Below are 16,001 nucleotides of genomic sequence, written 5' to 3' on the forward strand. Positions count from 1 at the left end.
GACCCTTCCCGTTCAGCGCCATGCTCCCGCGCCGTCTTGGGACGCTTGGGAAAGTAGGTGCATGACCGCAATTCCCGACCAAATTGCTACCGGCCATTCTGCCGCCGGCATCCAGGTCGACAGGATCAATCCCATCTGGACCATGATCGAAAGGAGACCCAGTGCGAACGCCAAACGCCGGTTGATTGTGCCGGCTTGCCGCGACGACCAAAGGAGAATCACAAGCCAGGAAACGGTAACAACGACAGCGGTCAAGAGCTCATGTCCGCGCGCAAACTGCTCTGCCATCCCGCCAAGGAATACCAGGATCAACACAATACCGAGAAAACTCCTGGAATCTGGCATCGACTTCCAGTCGCCGCGCAGTCGCAGAAGATTCCACCCATGCCAACACAGTGTTGCCATCAACCCCGGTTTCGTCAGACTCATCATGATCCCCTTGCTTAGAATTCGTTAAGCCCCGTATCGTGGGGCAATCGATGCGATCAGACCCGATGGAGGCACCGTATAGCGTGCGGTCAAGTCCTCGCATTGCCGGTGTTGATTGCGAGGCACCGCCGGCCGACCTCGGGCGGATATCCCCGATGTCTGTCGAGGTGGAAACCTACCGCCTGAAATTCATCTTACGGATTTCCAAAAATATGCAACATCCGAAATCGATCCAAATCGGTCACATTTCGAATACAGGTTATCCACAGGTCGCCTGCCGATGGAGAAGTTATCCACGTGAAATCTGTCTCACCGCAGAATTCAGCTGGATCGTCGACAGACTGGGGGATCTCCGGCGCCACGAAATTTTGCCCACGTGAAATCTGTCCCGCGACCATGTGACAACTGTCCCCGAATTACGTGACAACTGTCCCGGCCATCGGCGGGGATCCCTTATGGGACAAGGCATACAGCCTGCTTCAAGTAGTTGCTTGTAGGTTTACAAGTAGATTGCAAGTAGAGCACCCCTTTTTCTGTGGAAAAAATCATAAAAGACCGACACGGGAAAAAGCCCCCCCGATTCTCAGCAGGACTACACCGAAAACCCGTCGTCAGAGTCTGGATAGTTTGGCGGAACCGGTATGCCGGGTATGCAATCGGCTTGCACCCACAAACAGGCCAGCGTCCTGCGGCGTGGCATTGGCTTCTGGGTAGAACAACTGAGCTTCTTTCAAGCGAAGAAGAAACCGCTTCTTGAAATCGATCAGGCCTCGCGGACTATCGCCGTAGTCCGCACCGAATTGAAGCTTCAAGGCTGCCCACGGAATCATCACGCCAGGTCGGTTTTTCACGCGCAACAGAAATATTCGATAGACCAGCCAGGAATAGATATCCATTGCCAACGGCGATTTCGACAGCGCCCGCAGCACGCGCATGTCGATCGGTACGGGAGAGTCGGTAATGTTCTTGAAGAAGGTATTGGACAGTCTGAGGCTGCTTTCCCAGAGCATCCGATCATCCGGTCGGTGAGGATCCCACAGCACAAAGGCCTCGTCGGCGATAGGCATGTTCTTGAGCCCGTACCGTCCTTCGATTTGGTAAGTGATGGACAGCATCGACGAAAACAGTTTCAGCGATTGCGTCCGCAGGCGCAGACAGTCCCTGCCGTCCGTGCGCATTCCGAGTTTTCTGAGGAATTCGTTCTGACTCCGGCCAAGCCCCAGTGTGGGCGACTTGGTACGTACTGCTTCGGTACATATCCATGCAAGCAATAGCCGCGGGACGGTGCCGAAAGGCAATCCGAATTTCGGATTGGCGATGATCGAGAGCGACACGGCTCCGCTGGAGCGTTCGAAGTACGGAACGCCAGGATCGCTATGCGGCAAGGTTGTCTGCACCAACGCCTGCCCCAGGAATCCGATGGACTCGGCATCGTTCTCGCCGGCGGCAATATCGGAGGCAAGTCCGATCAATTTATGGACTCGTTCCGAGCCTGTCATGGCAATGCAACGGCTCGCAAGGGTTGGCGAATCCTCATGCAGCAGAAATCGAAAACGGCCGTGGGAAGAATTGCATCGAAAATCATTCCCACGCTTTTAGCAGGACGAAAAACTCACCGGCGGCCGAAATGCGCCCTTCCTGGCCGCAATTTGAAATAGGGTTGGAATCCGGTCAGCACCGGAGTCCAAGGAAATCTCAATCGACTATTTCCACCTGAACCCACTTCATGACGTCCCCCTGTGCTGTCTGTACTTGATTTGCTACCAGCAGGATTGGTCCGTTGGGTACCAACGCGGTGGCGAGCGGATGCTTGAGACCATCTGCCCAGCCGCCATGAAGGCCCATGCGTTGTTCCTGTTCCGCCCGCTCGATCAGATCGCAAACATCGCTCAGCGACAGCTCTTTCAGCGTGATGCCAACAGTCAACGATGCCAGCATGCGCAAGTCGAACGTGTCGGTCACGAGATACCGCGGCGGCATGTTCATGCTGCGTCCTCCTCTGGCAGCGACTCTCCGGCACAGTCGGCCAAATAGCGCTCCATTCGCCCAAGGATCACCAGCATCGAAGAACAGTAATGAGCCTGACGGCGGAGGGATGCCGCCTCGGTCTCCGCCTCCACAACCCGCTCACGACTCCACTCAGGTGCGAACTTGAACAGGTCGCCCATGTCATAGCTATACACAAGATCGGTGCCGCGCTTGTTCTTGTTGCGCTTGCGAATGTAATGATGCTCTGTGGTCCGATTGCCCTTGGCGTCGCGCTTCCATACCCGTTGATACCATTCCAGCATGAGCGTATTCTTCTCATGCCGAACGCGATATTTCAGGGTATTCTGGTCGTCCCAGCCCTTACGGAGGGAATTCCCCTCGACAGTAAAGAGCTCAAATCTGACCGCCGTGTTGGAGGCCTGATCGAACAGATCACCAATGTAGTTTTTGAGTATCGTTCGAACCTGCCCGAGTCGTTCATCCATACCATCTCTCCAAGCTTTAAGCTCCGGTTGCATCCCCCGCACAATCCACAGCGGGGCTTTCGACCTGTTTCTCAGCCACGCTGAGAATTGGATCGCCCGTTGAATCCATCTGAAAGTAGGCCCGACCCGGCATTCGGGGCAATCTGACGTTCGTTTGCACCCGTCGTACCAGTGAAACCACAGCAAGCCCAGCTATGACGCTGGAACCCCTGTTGTTCCGGATTCAACGGACGCCATCGTAGAAAGCATCCGTGTCCCTGCGCGCTCGAAATGTGACCTTTTTGGGCGCATTTCAAAATCCGCAACCACGGGGCGCGCCATAGGATCAGGTGCTCTGGCGGTGCTCTCGCGATATGCACTCTCGCAATCCCAGACATTACGTTCTGTCGCGGGGTGCCCTGCAGTGCTACTGCCAGGTCTCATGACCCGATGTCGGGCATGACAGTCACTGAAGTGCTACGGGAGAGAACCTGAAATGAATGTGCTCGGAATCGACATTGGCTATTCCAATCTCAAGCTGGCGTTTGGCAAGGCGGGCCACAATCCACAAGTTCTGTTGCGCCCTGCCGGCGCGGCACCAGCGGACCGCTTGGGAGAGAAAATTTCCGGCAAGGCAGAAGATGACTTTCTGCGCGTGATGGTCAACGGCAACCCGTTCGTTGCAGGACTATCGCCGGACCGTGCCGAATTGTGGAGTCGCGAACTTCATGAGGATTACCCATCGACAGAGTCGTATCGCGCGCTCTTCCATGCCGGATTGCTGCTTTCGGAACTCGATCAGGTAGACGTGCTCGTCACTGGCCTACCCGTCAATCAATACTTGAACCCGGACCTCCGCGAACGGCTTCAATCGCAGATGCAGGGAGAACACCAGGTCACCCCACGGCGACGGATCACCGTCCAACAAGTCAAAGTAGTGCCGCAGCCGGTCGGAGGATTTGTCGATCATGTCTGGAACTTGACCGACGCCTCCGAGTTTGAAGAGTCGCGAGTCCTGGTGGTCGACCCAGGTTTCTTTTCAGTTGATTGGGTGCTGATCAGCCATGGAGAGCTGCGTCGCCAATCCTGCGGCACCAGTCTCGAAGCATCTTCCGTCATCCTGGATGAAGCGGCGAAGCTGGTCGCCAATGACTTCGGGGGAAACATCGGACGCGAGCGGCTTGAAAACGCCATCAGGCAGAATCAGACTGAGGTTCGATTGTTTGGAGAGCGAATCGATTTCGCCTCCTACCTCAAAAAAGCTGCCGACAAAGTAGGGCCGATTGTGGCCACACGGCTAAGAGAATCTCTGCGCAAAGAAAATGCAGGTGCCGACATCGTACTGTTGGTTGGTGGCGGCGCAGGATTCTTTGAGCCATCGGTGAAAGAAGCATTTCCGAACCTCAAGGTCTCCACATCCGATCTGCCGGTCTTTGCCAATGCCCGCGGTTTCTGGCGGATAGGAGCTTGAGATGTCCTCGATCAGGGTCGTCGTCAAAATCCCGACCAGCATTTACCCGGAACTTGTTGCGGATCTATCGAATGTTCAACTCCGAGACCGGGCCGAGCGACTTCGGATACTGGCTTTGCTTGGTCTCAGAGATGTACAAAGACTGCCACCACCGTCGGTCCGAGAATCTCCAGCAACCGAGGACGTGTCAAAGCCGGATCAAAGGGCAACGGCGACCAAGCTGATACAACGGCTCAAGGGCAGTTTGTAATTCGCCGCTCTGGTACCGATTTATGCCCTGATCATCCTCTGCTGCTTAACTCGCAGTATGGGCAGGATCGGGCGTGGAATTCGTTTATGTCGAAGATGTAGTAGGTCTGGCAGCGACCACATCTCCGCCACTCGACGATCTTGGCGCGAACGTCTCGCACGGCGAAATAGGCGGCATTGATATCGAGTTCCCGATGCGCCATCCGCCGATGTATTTCCCTCGCCCGTAACAGCATCGGGGCAGAAACCCTGCTGTCATCAGCGCCACCAAGGCGTTGATACACTGCGACGAAACTCGCCAGCTCTGCCGCCGAGAGGGCATCGATGATGAAAGGTCGAACCGACTCGGGGAGCCTGCCATTCGGCGGACTTTCGGCATGAATCACGCGCCAGCGAAGTCGGAGTGGCTTGATATGAATCTGGGTCAGATGATTCACGATCGGTAGCCTGAGCTTCAGTCTGACCAGCTCGTGGGCTATCCGATGATTTTCCAACTCCTCAGGGGAAAGTAGCGCCGCCACGACTATTGCCTGCCAGCGTTGCCTCGGCGTACGTACTTCGAGCATCTCGTGGCAGTTGCAATAACCGGGTGAATACCGAATCGGAGAACCGCAAGGTATAGAGCGAGACACCGACTGTCTCAGCCAACTCTTCGATCTCTTCCATATCCAAGGTGGCAATCTTGTCGATGACGGGCTTTGATAGACCTGTCATCAATTCGGCGGCATCGCTGTCGTTGGCCATTTGACGGGTCAGAAGGAGAAGCTGCCGGTTGATTTTGAGAATGTCGCGCTGTTCCATAATATAAATTCCAATGAATGGTCACGAGTGCGCATTTTATATTACAATTACCCTAAATGTAACTGCCACAAGGAATAAATTATGACGACCGCTATGGAGGCAACCTTCCTTGGACAAAACCCCGTCGCAGAGATTCTGGAAGCGCTGATGGACAAGCACAGCCTGAATCAGACTGACTTAGCGCACCGCTCCGGAGTCTCCCAGCCCGCGATCAATCGCATCCTCAAGGAACGCAACAAGGCCAAGAAACCTCGCCGCGAAACTTTGGAGAAAATTAGCGGCGTGCTGGGCGTCACACCCGAGCAACTCACGGGGCAAGACCCCATTTCAGTACGCTTGTTTGACAAGGGTGCAGTACCCATCGGACGCTGGGAAACGCTGACCCACGTCCCGTACTCGGGCGATATGCCGCCGGGCCAAGCTTTGATTTGCCCGATACCCCATAGCGATATGTGCTTCGCTCTGCCGGTAATTGGGGAAGCCATGGTGGGTGAAGACGGCTATCGGGAAGGTGAAGTGATTTTTGTTGATCCGGCCGTGAAACTCACGCACGGTTGCGATGTTGTCGCAGTCAGCCCGAAAGGCGGACTATTCAGGCGATTCGTAGAGACGCCGGAAGGCCAGTTTCTCAAGACACTGAACCCGTGTTGGCCCAACCCAATCCTACCGCTCACATCGGAGATCATCCTAATGGGAACGGTGATTTTTTCTGGCCGAATTCGTTAGCCATTACGATAGCGCATCTAATATGTAATACGCTATTACCAATAAAATGACCCCGCACACCAATTGGTATGCGGGGCCAAATTGTTAAATCAGTCCCCGTTCTGCAAAGGACATGACCGAGGCATCGGTCACAATGAAGTGATCGAGCACCTTAACGTCAACCAGCGCAAGCGCCTGACGAAGCTGCTGTGTCAGCATCTCGTCGGCTCGTGATGGCTCCGCGCTACCACTAGGGTGGTTATGTGCAACGATCACCGCCGACGCATTCAGCTTCAAACCAACACGCACCATTTCGCGTGGATACACCGATGTTTGCGTGGTCGTACCGCGAAACATCTCCATGCCGGCGATCAACCGGTTCTGGGCATCGAGCCACAGCGCCACGAAGCTCTCATACTCCTGACCTCCTAGAAACAATCTCAAGTAGCTTTTCACGGCATCGGGAGATGCCAGAGAGTCCGAAGGGTCCGTTAAAGTTTCCTCCAGCGCACGTCGCAGCAGTTCCCGCGCCGCAAGCAGCCGGTCGGAAACGGCATACGCCGGAATCTCCTCAGCAATACCTGGAACGGTTGCCGGAAAATTTCGCCGCAGGCCAAACAGCTCAGCCAGCGAACGATTGAGACAATTGGCCGCCGACGATCCGAGCAGGATGTCCAGTAGCTCACGGTTGGTTTGATTCATCATCTTGGGTGCCTCCAAAGTATTGCAGGACGGCCCCTCCCCCAAAGGGCGATGAGTCGCCCCATAGGGTGAAATGAATGGATTTGGATTACTGCAACACGCCCGCTTCGTCAGCGGTTTTTCCCGCAGCAAGGATCTTCTGGCTTGCGCTGAAAATCCGCTGCGCCGACTTCTCCGGCAATACATCGCCATCGAGCCAGGACTGGATGTAGCCTCGCGACTCATCGCGTCCGGGCAGTTCGAGGATGGAACACAGCAGGAAGGCCACGCCCTCTGCCTCGACCTCCTGAATACTTCTCGGGATCGTCGCGGCGTCATGGCAATCGCCTTCTTCGGTATGGCCAAGCACCACATGCGCCATTTCGTGAAACCGGGTCTTGTGCGGATACTCGGCGATCGGACTCACGGCAATTCGCCGTTTGACCGCATAGCCCTGCACATTCCCATCCATGAACTCGAATGGCTCCTGCGAGATACCGAGTTCCGCCAAGGCAGCTTCGGCATTCCACTGGGGCGATTCGATGGCTTCGACGTAGTCCTCGCCTTCGGTCTGATCCAGGCTGAACCAGCGTGGTGCCAGCCTGAATAGCGTCAGCAACCGACTGTTTTCTTCCATCGATTCGTCGTCGGACTCCGGTTCACGGCGCTTGACCGTGATCGGCATCCAGAGCGACAACGCCTTCTGGCCCTTGGTGACGGAGCGTCCCAGTTCCTTCCATCGGAGGAAACTGGCGATCGGCGCCATGGGGAGCTCGCGCTCTTGCAACTGAATGGCTGCCAGAATCTGGTTGCCGATGCTGAAGCGATGGAACCGGCCATAAGCGGCACTGACGATTCCGGGCTCCGAGAGCGCCTGCGTGAGCAGGGGTGCAAACTTGTCATGCATGATGCCTCCAAAGAAAAATGGGGAGGCACCGTCCCCGTTGGGGAGCAATGCGTTCCCCGTGGGATGAAATTTCCGGTCGAAGCCGGATGACTGATGGAAAATCCGATGGACTTCCGGTTCTGCTACTTCCTTCTTGCCGACCACACCGACAGGGCAAACTCTTTGGCCTCGACTGCATGCGGCCCAAGGAATTCGCTGGGCTTGCCTTCGATCTTGATGAAGAGTCGCCTTCCGACCACAGCAATGTGCTGACGCGCACCGCAATCGGAGTCGAAGCGCGTGCGCAGGAATTGCCGATAATCGCCTTGCCATCCTGCCGGCGGAGCAAACGCGCCCTGCCCACCCGGCATGGTGTCGATCAGACTGAAATCGATAACGCCGTACATGACCGCTCTCCTAGGCGGCTTGATGCAGCGCTTGCTCCACGCTGACCAAGGCGGGAAATCCCGCTTTACCCTCAAGAACGAACACGTCCAGCCAGTCGATTCCCTTCTTGCCTTCGGGGATCTCCATGGCCGGTGCAATGGCGCCGGCACGGATACCCAGGGACCACAGCCGTTTGACCAGCTCACGCGCCGCTTCCTGCCCGTGTCCGGACGGATGTTGGCGTGAGGGCCGGTCCTTGTCGGCAAAGACCAGAATCTGGTCGATGCCGGCCGGTGGCTGGAAAGTCGCCAGCAGATGCGCGTTACCAGTAGCCCAGGCGGGAATGCCCGTGGCCTCGGTGACGGCAAGTGCCGTCTCGATCCCCTCGGTGACTGCCAGGCGATGATTCGCCGGCACCAGCCGAATGGCGCCCCCGGTCATTTGACGCGCCAAGGGATGGCGCATCAGCTTCTTGGGGGAATCGACCGGCGCCTTACGGCCCTCGGGGGTGAGATAGGTTCGGTGGATGGTGACTGCATCGCCACCTTGCCCCGTCACTTGCGCAATCAGGGTCGGGTAATCAGCAAGTCGCCGGTTGTCCTCGTAGTATCCGAGTGCTGCATGAAACCGCAGCGTCTCAGGCACCTTGACCGACAGACCGCGACGAGCCAAATATAACCGTGCCGGCTCGGCGCTCGGATGGGACAAGGCCACAGACTCCCGCCAGGTGCGATTCAGCTGCTCCCGACGCATCTCATCCTCGGATTTATCCGCCGCCGATTTGGCACTGCGCGACCGGCTGCCGACCTGTTCAGCCACTTCGCGGATCGTCTGGCCAAAATCCCATCCATTGATCCACATCAGCAGCGCAAACCCGTTGGCAAAACTGCCGCAGGTATTGCAAATGCCTCCCCCCGTATCGGCGACATCCCGAAACAGGCGAAAGCCATCCCGACCGCCGTGAACCGGACAAGGCACATGCTTGCCTGTCCGTTCCAGTGCGGCTTTCAGCGGTGACGCGAGAGCAAGCAGAACCCGCTCCCAGCGACCTCGCGCATCTTCCTTGACTTGCTGCGTCTCGTACTCGTGCTTCATTGTCGATGCCTCCATGTAAAAACTCCGTGTGGAAATCTCCGCGCGGCATGGAGCGATCCCGTCCGGGAATAGCTCCCCGGCGGGGTTGATGAATGCTGTTTGTTTTCTCGTGGCCAGCTACCACACGTCCGTCCAATGCCTTACGGCGTCAGACTGAATCCCATGTTCAGGCTTTGCACAGCAGGCTCGAATTGCGCATCGAACCTGTTCTGAAAAGCCCCGGCGCACAGAGCGTGCGCGCCGGGTAAGTGGACACAGGAGGGAGGAAACTGGATGCGATGCTACGCACCCGATCCCCCTCTCGGATTTTGAAATGCGCCCTTTTTGGCTCGACTTCGGCTTTCCACTGAAACAGTTCCATGCAGTGCAAGACAGGTATGTCCGCCGTCACCCATTCGGGCAACAGCGGCACACCCTCACAACACCTTCACGCGACTTCGGTTTCCGCTTCCATCGCGCCGGCATTGCCCTTGTCGAGATCGAGACTGGCATTGATCTCGCGTTGGCGCACCAGCAATTGCGTCAGTCGATCCTCCTTGTCGAAGGGCTTGGATATCTCGGCGAGGATGTCGGCCAGGCGCTTTTCTGCCCGTGCCAGATCCTCATGGACTTCCGCCAGCCTGCCTTCCAGAGCGTTGGCCACGTTTTCGATCACCCTGACCATCCCGATGGGATTGTCGGAATGATGTGCCACGTAGGCTCGCCGCTTTTTCAGCAGAAAGCTTGGTCCATCGGCTGCCGCCGTCGGTATCGACACCGCCAGATCGAAGCCGGCAAACTGCCCGACGACGATCTCCCCCGTAGAAGTCTTCCAGTTCCCGATCTTCCGGGTTCTGGCCTTGGCGTCGACGTAGTACCGAACGAGCGCATTGCCGGCTTCCGTACGATCCACATAACGCTGACCGTCGATCACCATGCAAAAACGCTGGCCACGAACATCCACCCGATCGGCGATATCCGCTTCGATCGCCTCGATCCGTTGCCGGAGTTTCTCGATGCGACCGGGCAAGGTGGCCGACTCCCTCTGGTTGGACCATCGCTGGTTGTCCCATTGGGATTTGAGCAAGGACAGCTTGGCGACCTCGGCATCGATGCCGGCCTTTTCCATGACCAGCGGATTGCCGGACGCCAGTGCCTTCACTTCGGCATAGGACAGCGCCGCCAGCTCCACATCCTCCGCGCTACGCATCCCGGTATCCCCCCGCATCACCTGGGCGATGAAGCGTGCCTTGGTTTCGAGGGTCTGCCAGATGTAGGCGTCGAACGAGGCCTCCGTCACGTAACGGACGATACGCACCTCCTCATTCAGGTTGCCCTGACGAATGATGCGTCCCTCCCGCTGCTCGACGTCGGACGGACGCCATGGCGCATCCAGATGATGCAATGCCGCCAGGCGCGTCTGGATATTGGTGCCCACCCCCATTTTCAGGGTGCTGCCCAACAAAACGCGAATCCGCCCTTCCCGTACGGCCTTGAACAACTCGGCCTTCGCGGTATCGCTCTCGAAGTCATGGATGAAGGCGATCTCCGTTCCCGGAACCCCCATCTCCACGAGCTTCGCCCGTATGACGTGATAGACACTGAACCGTCCATCGTCCGTTGGCGTACTCAGATCGCAAAACACGGCCTGAGTGCCGCGGAAAGCCGTCGTATCGCGCCAGATGCCATGAATCCGCTCGGCGCACAGGCTCACTTTCCCATCCGGTGCCTCCGGCGCACAAGGAACTACCAGCCGCAGGTCCAGCGCAGCCTTGCGGCCATCGTTGGTTACCGCCAGCATGTTGTCCTCGTTGGGTGACACAGTGCCATTGCGAATAGCTTCGGCACGTTCCACCAGCGTTGCCACAAACGCCTTCAGGGCCGCCGTGGGTTTCGCTGTCACCGTCTCCAGATGGAAACGCGGCACCGGTAGCTTCAACATGTCCGCCGTTCGAATGTCCGCCACTTCGCGGAACATCGTCATCAGCTCGGGCAGATTCACGAAGCGGGCAAACCGCGTGTTCATGCGGTATCCCCCACCATCGGGCGACAACTCCAGGGCCGTCACCGACTCGCCGAAATTGCCCGCCCAGGTATCGAACTGCGCCACATGATTCCCCCGCAGCGTCGCGGGTTGCAGATAGCGTTGCATGGTCCACATCTCCGCCATCGAGTTCGATACCGGCGTTCCTGTTGCGAACACCACCCCCGACCGGCCGCCATGCTTGTCCATCACATGCCGCGTCTTCACGAACATATCGAAAGCACGTTCCGAGTTGGCATTGGGCAGTCCTGCGACCCGTGCCATCTTTGTGAACCGGTAGAGGTTCTTGAAGTAGTGCGCCTCGTCGATGAACAGGAAATCGACGCCCAGTTCCTCGAACGTGAGCATGTCATCCTTCTTCGACTTCGCCGCCAGCTTCTCCAACCGCGCGAGCCAGCTCTTCTTGGCCCGCTCCAGCTCCTTGACGATCCGATTCCCCCGCTTCTGCGATTTCGAGGCCCGAATGGCACACTCGATCTCATAGACACGCGCTTCAATGAACGTGGTCATGGCCTCGTCGCTCATCTTGATCCTCTCGAAAGAGGCATGGGTAATCAGCACGCCATCCCAATCCCCAGTGGCGATTCGTGACAACAGCGTCCGGCGTTTGTCGCCGACCAGGTCGTCCTTGCTCGCCATCAGGATGTTGGCCCCGGGATAGGCTCGTAAAAACTCCGCTGCAAACTGCTCCAGCATGTGGTTTGGCACCACATAGCACGGCTTGCTGGCCATTCCCAGACGCCTCAACTCCATACCGCCACAGATCATCGTCAGGGTTTTGCCAGCACCGACCACATGGGCCAGCAAGGTATTCACCCCGCCCGACACGATGCGCCAGATGGCGTCCTTCTGATGCCGATGAAGGTTGAACACTTCGGAGAAGCCCGGCAGAGCTAGGCCCGACCCATCAAACTCCCGCAAGCGCACAGAATTGAATTGGTCGTTGTACAGCCTGACCAAGCGCTCACAGCGATTCGCATCGGCAAACACCCAGGCACCAAATGCTTCCTTGAGCGCCTGCTGCTTCTCACGTGCGGCAATGGTTTCCTCCGTGTTCACGAAGTACCGGTCGGTCACCGGATCGCGATCCCGAATCGTTGGCACCATCTGGTTCAGCGTCACGACAAACAACTCGCCTGCCGAGATACGTCCGGTACCGAAGGTTTGGGTCGATGCGACCGACCGTTCACCTTGCCAGGGCACATCGATGTTCCACGCCCCGGCTTCCGCACAGAACTCCACCGTGCATCCCTCGCACTCCAGCAACTGATCGAGGAATTCGGCATAGTCCCTCGCCGGTATCCAGGTCGATCCGATCCGGGCATCGATTTCTCCCGGCCCCAGATCAGCAGGCACCACCGCTTTCAAGGCATCCACATTGCGAACAAATTCTCCGCCCGCTGCTTCTGCCATTTCCAGCTTGCTGCGCACGTTCCCGGCCAGGTAAGCATCCGCGGTTTCCCACTGCGATGTTTCCGGATTCAGGAAGATCAGACCGCGATCCGCCATGTCCGGGAGGAACGCCGATGACGCCTGCCCAAGCAGGGATGCCATCAACGCAACATCCACACATCCGCGCTCATGCAGCGACACCAACAGGGCCTCTTCCGGCGTATTGCAGCGGTCGACCTTGCGGACGACCCCCACGGTCCGACGGAAGAACACATCGGCCTTTTCCGCCACGCCGCCCTCCGGATCGTAATTCTCCAGAGACAACAGCAATGGCAGGTCGGGATCTCCCTTGAATGCCAGCTTGTTGGCCTTGGCATGCAGGTAACCATGCCGCGCCACAAAGCCGTCATAGGCCATGTTGAGCATCGTGCGGTAACTGCCAAGACGGCCATCGTCATCCGTGAGATGCTGGACATGCAGCAACTTCCTCGCCGCATCACGAATCGCCATCATGCCGACGATGCGCTTGGCGGCCGTTGCCGATACCCTTCCCTCGACGACCAGCAGCTCCTGGCCTTCCGAGACAGCCAAACGGCCATCGTTGGTGAGGCAGAATGCGCCCGGCTTCACGAACTCCGGCGCTGCGACACGAATGTCGCGCTGCGGCTTGCCACTGGGCTCGGAATTTCTCGCCGCCCGGGGGTGATGAACGCCCTCTGGCAAACGCGCAATCCGTTCCCGTAAAGCAGTGCCGATATCGCCATCGAAAATGGCGGCATTCGACAAGCCATAGCCATTCGACTTTTGTCCCATGCGCCCGATCAGCATCTCCGGGTTCTGGACATACCAGTTCGAGACATACAAACGGCGGTAGCCATCGCACATCGCATAGGGCGCTTCGACCACGCTGATCCAGTCGTCAGTGTCCTTTTCGCCTGCCCCCAACTTCTGGAGAAAAACGATATCGGTCGTGACGTCGGTATTGGCGATCTGCGAAAAAGTCCCGGACGGCAGACGGATCGCCCCCAGCAGCCTTGCCTGGGAGGCCATGTAGCGCCGCGCCCGGTCTTCCCACTTGTCGAGTGTTCCGGCCGACGTAATGAACGCCACCAGACCACCCGGACGGGTCACTTCCAAGGCACGTCCGAAAAAGTAATCGTGAATCAGGAAATTTGCATAAGGGACATTCCGATCATCCGGCACCTGATAGTTCCCGAAGGGAACATTCGAGATCACCAGATCGAACCAGTCTTTGGGCAATCGCGCCTTCTCGAAGCCCACCGTCAAGGTACGAACCCCGTGTTGCCCATACAGGCGCGACAGTATCCGCGACGACAGACGGTCGATTTCGATGGCCGTGATTTCCGATACTTCGGCCAGTTCCTTTGGCATGGCACCGATGAAATATCCGGTACCTGCCGAGGGATCGAGGACGCGACCACCCCGAAAACCAAGTCGGCGCACCGCTTCCCAGATCGCATCGATCACGAAGACTGCCGTGTAATGGGCATTGACCACACTCCCCTTGGCGCTCGTGTAATCCTCGCCCAACAGATCCGGCAATGACTCGGCTCTCGCCCGCCACGATGGATCGTCCTGCTCGGGATTGAACGCTTTGGGAAGCCCGCCCCATCCGGTATACCGATTGAGGATGGATCGCTCTTCGTCAGTCGGAAATCGGTTCTCGGCATCCAGCAACGACAAAACTTCGATCGCTGCCAGGTTCGCCTCGAACTTACCGACCTCCCCACGCAAAATCGCGTGCAGAGAGCCATCCAGCGCGGGCCATACCGAGCGGAGTGGCTTGGGTGCCGGAACGTCGGCAGCCACTTCGACAACCCGTTCTGCGATGTCGCTCGACTTTCCTTCATCGATGATCAGTACCGCGTCATGTACTTGGCTGACCAAGGGAAAGGCGATGATTTCCGCCGTGCATCTTGCCTCCGGCAATGGATCGTCCGGGGCAAATCCGGGAAGCCACATCGTGACCTCCGCGAGTTTCTTGAGTTTCATACGGGTCTCCTGAAAAGCCGGAGACACGCTCCCCCTCCGGGGGGTGTCCCCGGATGGGTTGAGAAACATTGGTGGATCGGATGCCGAAGGCGCGAGCCCTGACAACCGACCGGGTGATGCAAAGACGACTGCCTACATTTCGCCGCGCCCGCCGACTTCGATCTTTCGCCACAGGGACTTGGAATCACTCAACCAGTGATAGCGAACGAAGGCCGACAAGTCGGCGTCATCGTCGATGGAAAGGATGAAGCGCTCGATACCGTCCCCGCTGCCGTTGAGCGCCAGACCGGTCCGGTTTTCGCGGAGCTTGGCCAGGCACTCGGCGTCGTAGCGATCGCGCATCTTCTGCGTGTCGATATCGATACAGAGTGAAACCCGGACGCCCCGGTTTCTGGCTTCCTCCAATGAGACGGCATCCGCCGCCACCCGCCGCAGGCGAGCGATGTAGGCCTCCGGCTTCATCCAGCGACCATGCGGCTTGAGCGATCCGCCTTCACAGGCGGCCGCAAACTCCACGACGGTTTGCATGACCTGCCAGGACATGCCCAGGGCCATGCAGGACCACCGACGCGGACGCTTGCCATCCTGCCGATAGACATTGTTGTCACCCCCCAGCGAAGCCAGAATGAAATGGTCCTCGTAGGCGGATTCGATACGTTCCTTGGGCAGACGAATTGCCACCCAGTCATACTCGATGCGATACGACATGTGATGCCTCCAGAATTGAATGCCGGAGACACCTATCCCTTCCGGGCGATGTCCCCGGACGGGTGATGGCCGTGAGGCCGAATGGATTTACAGCTGTTCCGCCTTGGCTTGCGAACACAGGTAGAGCAGACAGCTCGAATTGCGCGGCCCCCACCAGCGATGCCAGCGGACCTGAACTTTGGCTTTCTGCTCCGCCGGCAAACCGAAATAGGTATGCCGGGCGATTCGCCACCATTTGGCGGTGAATTGGCGCCGTTCGACCTCGACGACGTCGGCACGCTGTGCACGGCGGGTCATGACTTCATCTACCGAGGGTTGCAATGCCGCGACCTGATCCGCGAAAAGCGGCAAGGCCTCGCGTTCTGCCTTCTGCTTGCGCAAAACGGCTGAACGCTTTCTCGGGGTATCCCGAAAACCTTCATAGCGGGGATAGCGATCGAACATCATGACCATCCCCTTGCCACGCGAATCGCTTCGCGCAGCATTCGTACATCGTGCTTCATGGTGCCTCCAGTAAATAATCGGGAGGCAGCGACCCTGTCGGGAGCAAGCCCCCACAGGGTTGAGAAATGCTGTTTGTTTGGCGCGGCCAGCTACCGCTTTTCAGTCGTTCCCATATGGGAACGGCCAAACTCGGGTTTTCCACAGCGGGCTACGGAAATGCACAACCCGTTCTGGAAAACCCGGCACACGCAAACGCGCATGCAC

General features: G+C 57.9%; 15 protein-coding genes. 2 read left to right on the forward strand and 13 right to left on the reverse strand.

Annotated elements, in window-relative coordinates:
• Window positions 1-12: 12 nt before the first annotated feature.
• The 4 genes from DENOEST_RS08655 to mobI form a co-directional block, all read right to left on the reverse strand.
• Window positions 13-432 carry a hypothetical protein gene (locus tag DENOEST_RS08655; protein ID WP_145769002.1) on the reverse strand — a complete coding sequence of 140 codons (420 nt, stop codon included), beginning with the start codon at window positions 430-432 and terminating at the stop codon, window positions 13-15.
• Window positions 433-1,040: 608 nt separating this feature from the next.
• On the reverse strand, window positions 1,041-1,901 hold the full coding sequence (locus DENOEST_RS08660; protein ID WP_170228057.1) for a replication protein RepA: 861 nt from the start codon (window positions 1,899-1,901) through the stop codon (window positions 1,041-1,043).
• 223 nt (window positions 1,902-2,124) lie between these two features.
• A complete protein-coding gene (locus DENOEST_RS08665; protein WP_145769004.1) occupies window positions 2,125-2,415 on the reverse strand; it encodes a hypothetical protein in 291 nt (96 codons plus the stop codon).
• Entirely contained in the window at window positions 2,412-2,903 is a 492-nt protein-coding gene (mobI, locus tag DENOEST_RS08670) for a conjugative transfer protein MobI(A/C) (protein WP_145769005.1), read from the reverse strand. The genes DENOEST_RS08665 and mobI overlap by 4 nt, the downstream gene beginning before the upstream one ends.
• 475 nt (window positions 2,904-3,378) lie before the next feature.
• Between mobI and DENOEST_RS08675 the strand changes: the two genes are divergently transcribed.
• Window positions 3,379-4,353: a ParM/StbA family protein gene (locus DENOEST_RS08675; protein ID WP_170228058.1), complete on the forward strand. Its 975-nt coding sequence runs from the start codon at window positions 3,379-3,381 to the stop codon at window positions 4,351-4,353.
• A 281-nt stretch (window positions 4,354-4,634) separates the two neighbouring features.
• Here the strand turns inward: DENOEST_RS08675 and DENOEST_RS08680 are convergent, their stop codons facing one another.
• Both DENOEST_RS08680 and DENOEST_RS08685 read right to left on the reverse strand, forming a co-directional pair.
• Entirely contained in the window at window positions 4,635-5,123 is a 489-nt protein-coding gene (locus DENOEST_RS08680) for a FlhC family transcriptional regulator (protein ID WP_170228059.1), read from the reverse strand.
• Window positions 5,101-5,403 (reverse strand): flagellar transcriptional regulator FlhD, encoded by a 303-nt coding sequence (locus DENOEST_RS08685; RefSeq protein ID WP_145769007.1) that lies wholly within the window; start codon window positions 5,401-5,403, stop codon window positions 5,101-5,103. The genes DENOEST_RS08680 and DENOEST_RS08685 overlap by 23 nt, the downstream gene beginning before the upstream one ends.
• An 81-nt stretch (window positions 5,404-5,484) precedes the next feature.
• Here DENOEST_RS08685 and DENOEST_RS08690 point away from each other — a divergent pair, with 81 nt between their 5' ends.
• The gene (locus DENOEST_RS08690; RefSeq protein WP_145769008.1) at window positions 5,485-6,129 is read left to right on the forward strand and encodes a LexA family protein; all 645 of its coding nucleotides are present in this window, start codon (window positions 5,485-5,487) and stop codon (window positions 6,127-6,129) included.
• An 84-nt stretch (window positions 6,130-6,213) separates the two neighbouring features.
• On the opposite strand, the gene radC is transcribed toward DENOEST_RS08690, so the two are convergent.
• From radC to DENOEST_RS08725, 7 genes are all read right to left on the reverse strand, one after another.
• A complete protein-coding gene (gene radC / locus DENOEST_RS08695; RefSeq protein ID WP_145769009.1) occupies window positions 6,214-6,813 on the reverse strand; it encodes a RadC family protein in 600 nt (199 codons plus the stop codon).
• Between the two features lie 85 nt (window positions 6,814-6,898).
• Window positions 6,899-7,696 (reverse strand): ArdC-like ssDNA-binding domain-containing protein, encoded by a 798-nt coding sequence (locus DENOEST_RS08700; RefSeq protein WP_145769010.1) that lies wholly within the window; start codon window positions 7,694-7,696, stop codon window positions 6,899-6,901.
• Window positions 7,697-7,818: 122 nt separating this feature from the next.
• Complete coding sequence (locus DENOEST_RS08705; protein ID WP_041098875.1) at window positions 7,819-8,082, reverse strand: hypothetical protein; 264 nt, start codon at window positions 8,080-8,082, stop codon at window positions 7,819-7,821.
• 10 nt (window positions 8,083-8,092) lie between these two features.
• Window positions 8,093-9,157 carry a DUF7146 domain-containing protein gene (locus DENOEST_RS08710; RefSeq protein WP_170228060.1) on the reverse strand — a complete coding sequence of 355 codons (1,065 nt, stop codon included), beginning with the start codon at window positions 9,155-9,157 and terminating at the stop codon, window positions 8,093-8,095.
• Between the two features lie 427 nt (window positions 9,158-9,584).
• The gene (locus DENOEST_RS08715; protein ID WP_197970562.1) at window positions 9,585-14,585 is read right to left on the reverse strand and encodes a DEAD/DEAH box helicase family protein; all 5,001 of its coding nucleotides are present in this window, start codon (window positions 14,583-14,585) and stop codon (window positions 9,585-9,587) included.
• 132 nt (window positions 14,586-14,717) lie between these two features.
• Window positions 14,718-15,293 carry a hypothetical protein gene (locus tag DENOEST_RS08720; protein ID WP_145769012.1) on the reverse strand — a complete coding sequence of 192 codons (576 nt, stop codon included), beginning with the start codon at window positions 15,291-15,293 and terminating at the stop codon, window positions 14,718-14,720.
• A gap of 87 nt (window positions 15,294-15,380) precedes the next feature.
• On the reverse strand, window positions 15,381-15,740 hold the full coding sequence (locus DENOEST_RS08725; protein WP_145769013.1) for a hypothetical protein: 360 nt from the start codon (window positions 15,738-15,740) through the stop codon (window positions 15,381-15,383).
• Between the last annotated feature and the right edge of the window lie 261 nt (window positions 15,741-16,001).

The sequence above is a fragment of the Denitratisoma oestradiolicum genome (genome assembly GCF_902813185.1).
GTDB classification, from domain to species: Bacteria; Pseudomonadota; Gammaproteobacteria; order Burkholderiales; family Rhodocyclaceae; genus Denitratisoma; species Denitratisoma oestradiolicum.

Bases quoted from the DNA above. Each gene is read 5' to 3' on its own strand.
- DENOEST_RS08715 (WP_197970562.1), bottom strand. From the start codon at position 14,585: ATGAAACTCAAGAAACTCGCGGAGGTCACGATGTGGCTTCCCGGATTT.
- DENOEST_RS08685 (WP_145769007.1), bottom strand. From the start codon at position 5,403: ATGGAACAGCGCGACATTCTCAAAATCAACCGGCAGCTTCTCCTTCTG.
- DENOEST_RS08690 (WP_145769008.1), top strand. From the start codon at position 5,485: ATGACGACCGCTATGGAGGCAACCTTCCTTGGACAAAACCCCGTCGCA.
- DENOEST_RS08675 (WP_170228058.1), top strand. From the start codon at position 3,379: ATGAATGTGCTCGGAATCGACATTGGCTATTCCAATCTCAAGCTGGCG.
- DENOEST_RS08710 (WP_170228060.1), bottom strand. From the start codon at position 9,157: ATGAAGCACGAGTACGAGACGCAGCAAGTCAAGGAAGATGCGCGAGGT.
- DENOEST_RS08665 (WP_145769004.1), bottom strand. From the start codon at position 2,415: ATGAACATGCCGCCGCGGTATCTCGTGACCGACACGTTCGACTTGCGC.
- mobI (WP_145769005.1), bottom strand. From the start codon at position 2,903: ATGGATGAACGACTCGGGCAGGTTCGAACGATACTCAAAAACTACATT.
- radC (WP_145769009.1), bottom strand. From the start codon at position 6,813: ATGATGAATCAAACCAACCGTGAGCTACTGGACATCCTGCTCGGATCG.
- DENOEST_RS08655 (WP_145769002.1), bottom strand. From the start codon at position 432: ATGATGAGTCTGACGAAACCGGGGTTGATGGCAACACTGTGTTGGCAT.
- DENOEST_RS08725 (WP_145769013.1), bottom strand. From the start codon at position 15,740: ATGATGTTCGATCGCTATCCCCGCTATGAAGGTTTTCGGGATACCCCG.
- DENOEST_RS08705 (WP_041098875.1), bottom strand. From the start codon at position 8,082: ATGTACGGCGTTATCGATTTCAGTCTGATCGACACCATGCCGGGTGGG.
- DENOEST_RS08720 (WP_145769012.1), bottom strand. From the start codon at position 15,293: ATGTCGTATCGCATCGAGTATGACTGGGTGGCAATTCGTCTGCCCAAG.
- DENOEST_RS08700 (WP_145769010.1), bottom strand. From the start codon at position 7,696: ATGCATGACAAGTTTGCACCCCTGCTCACGCAGGCGCTCTCGGAGCCC.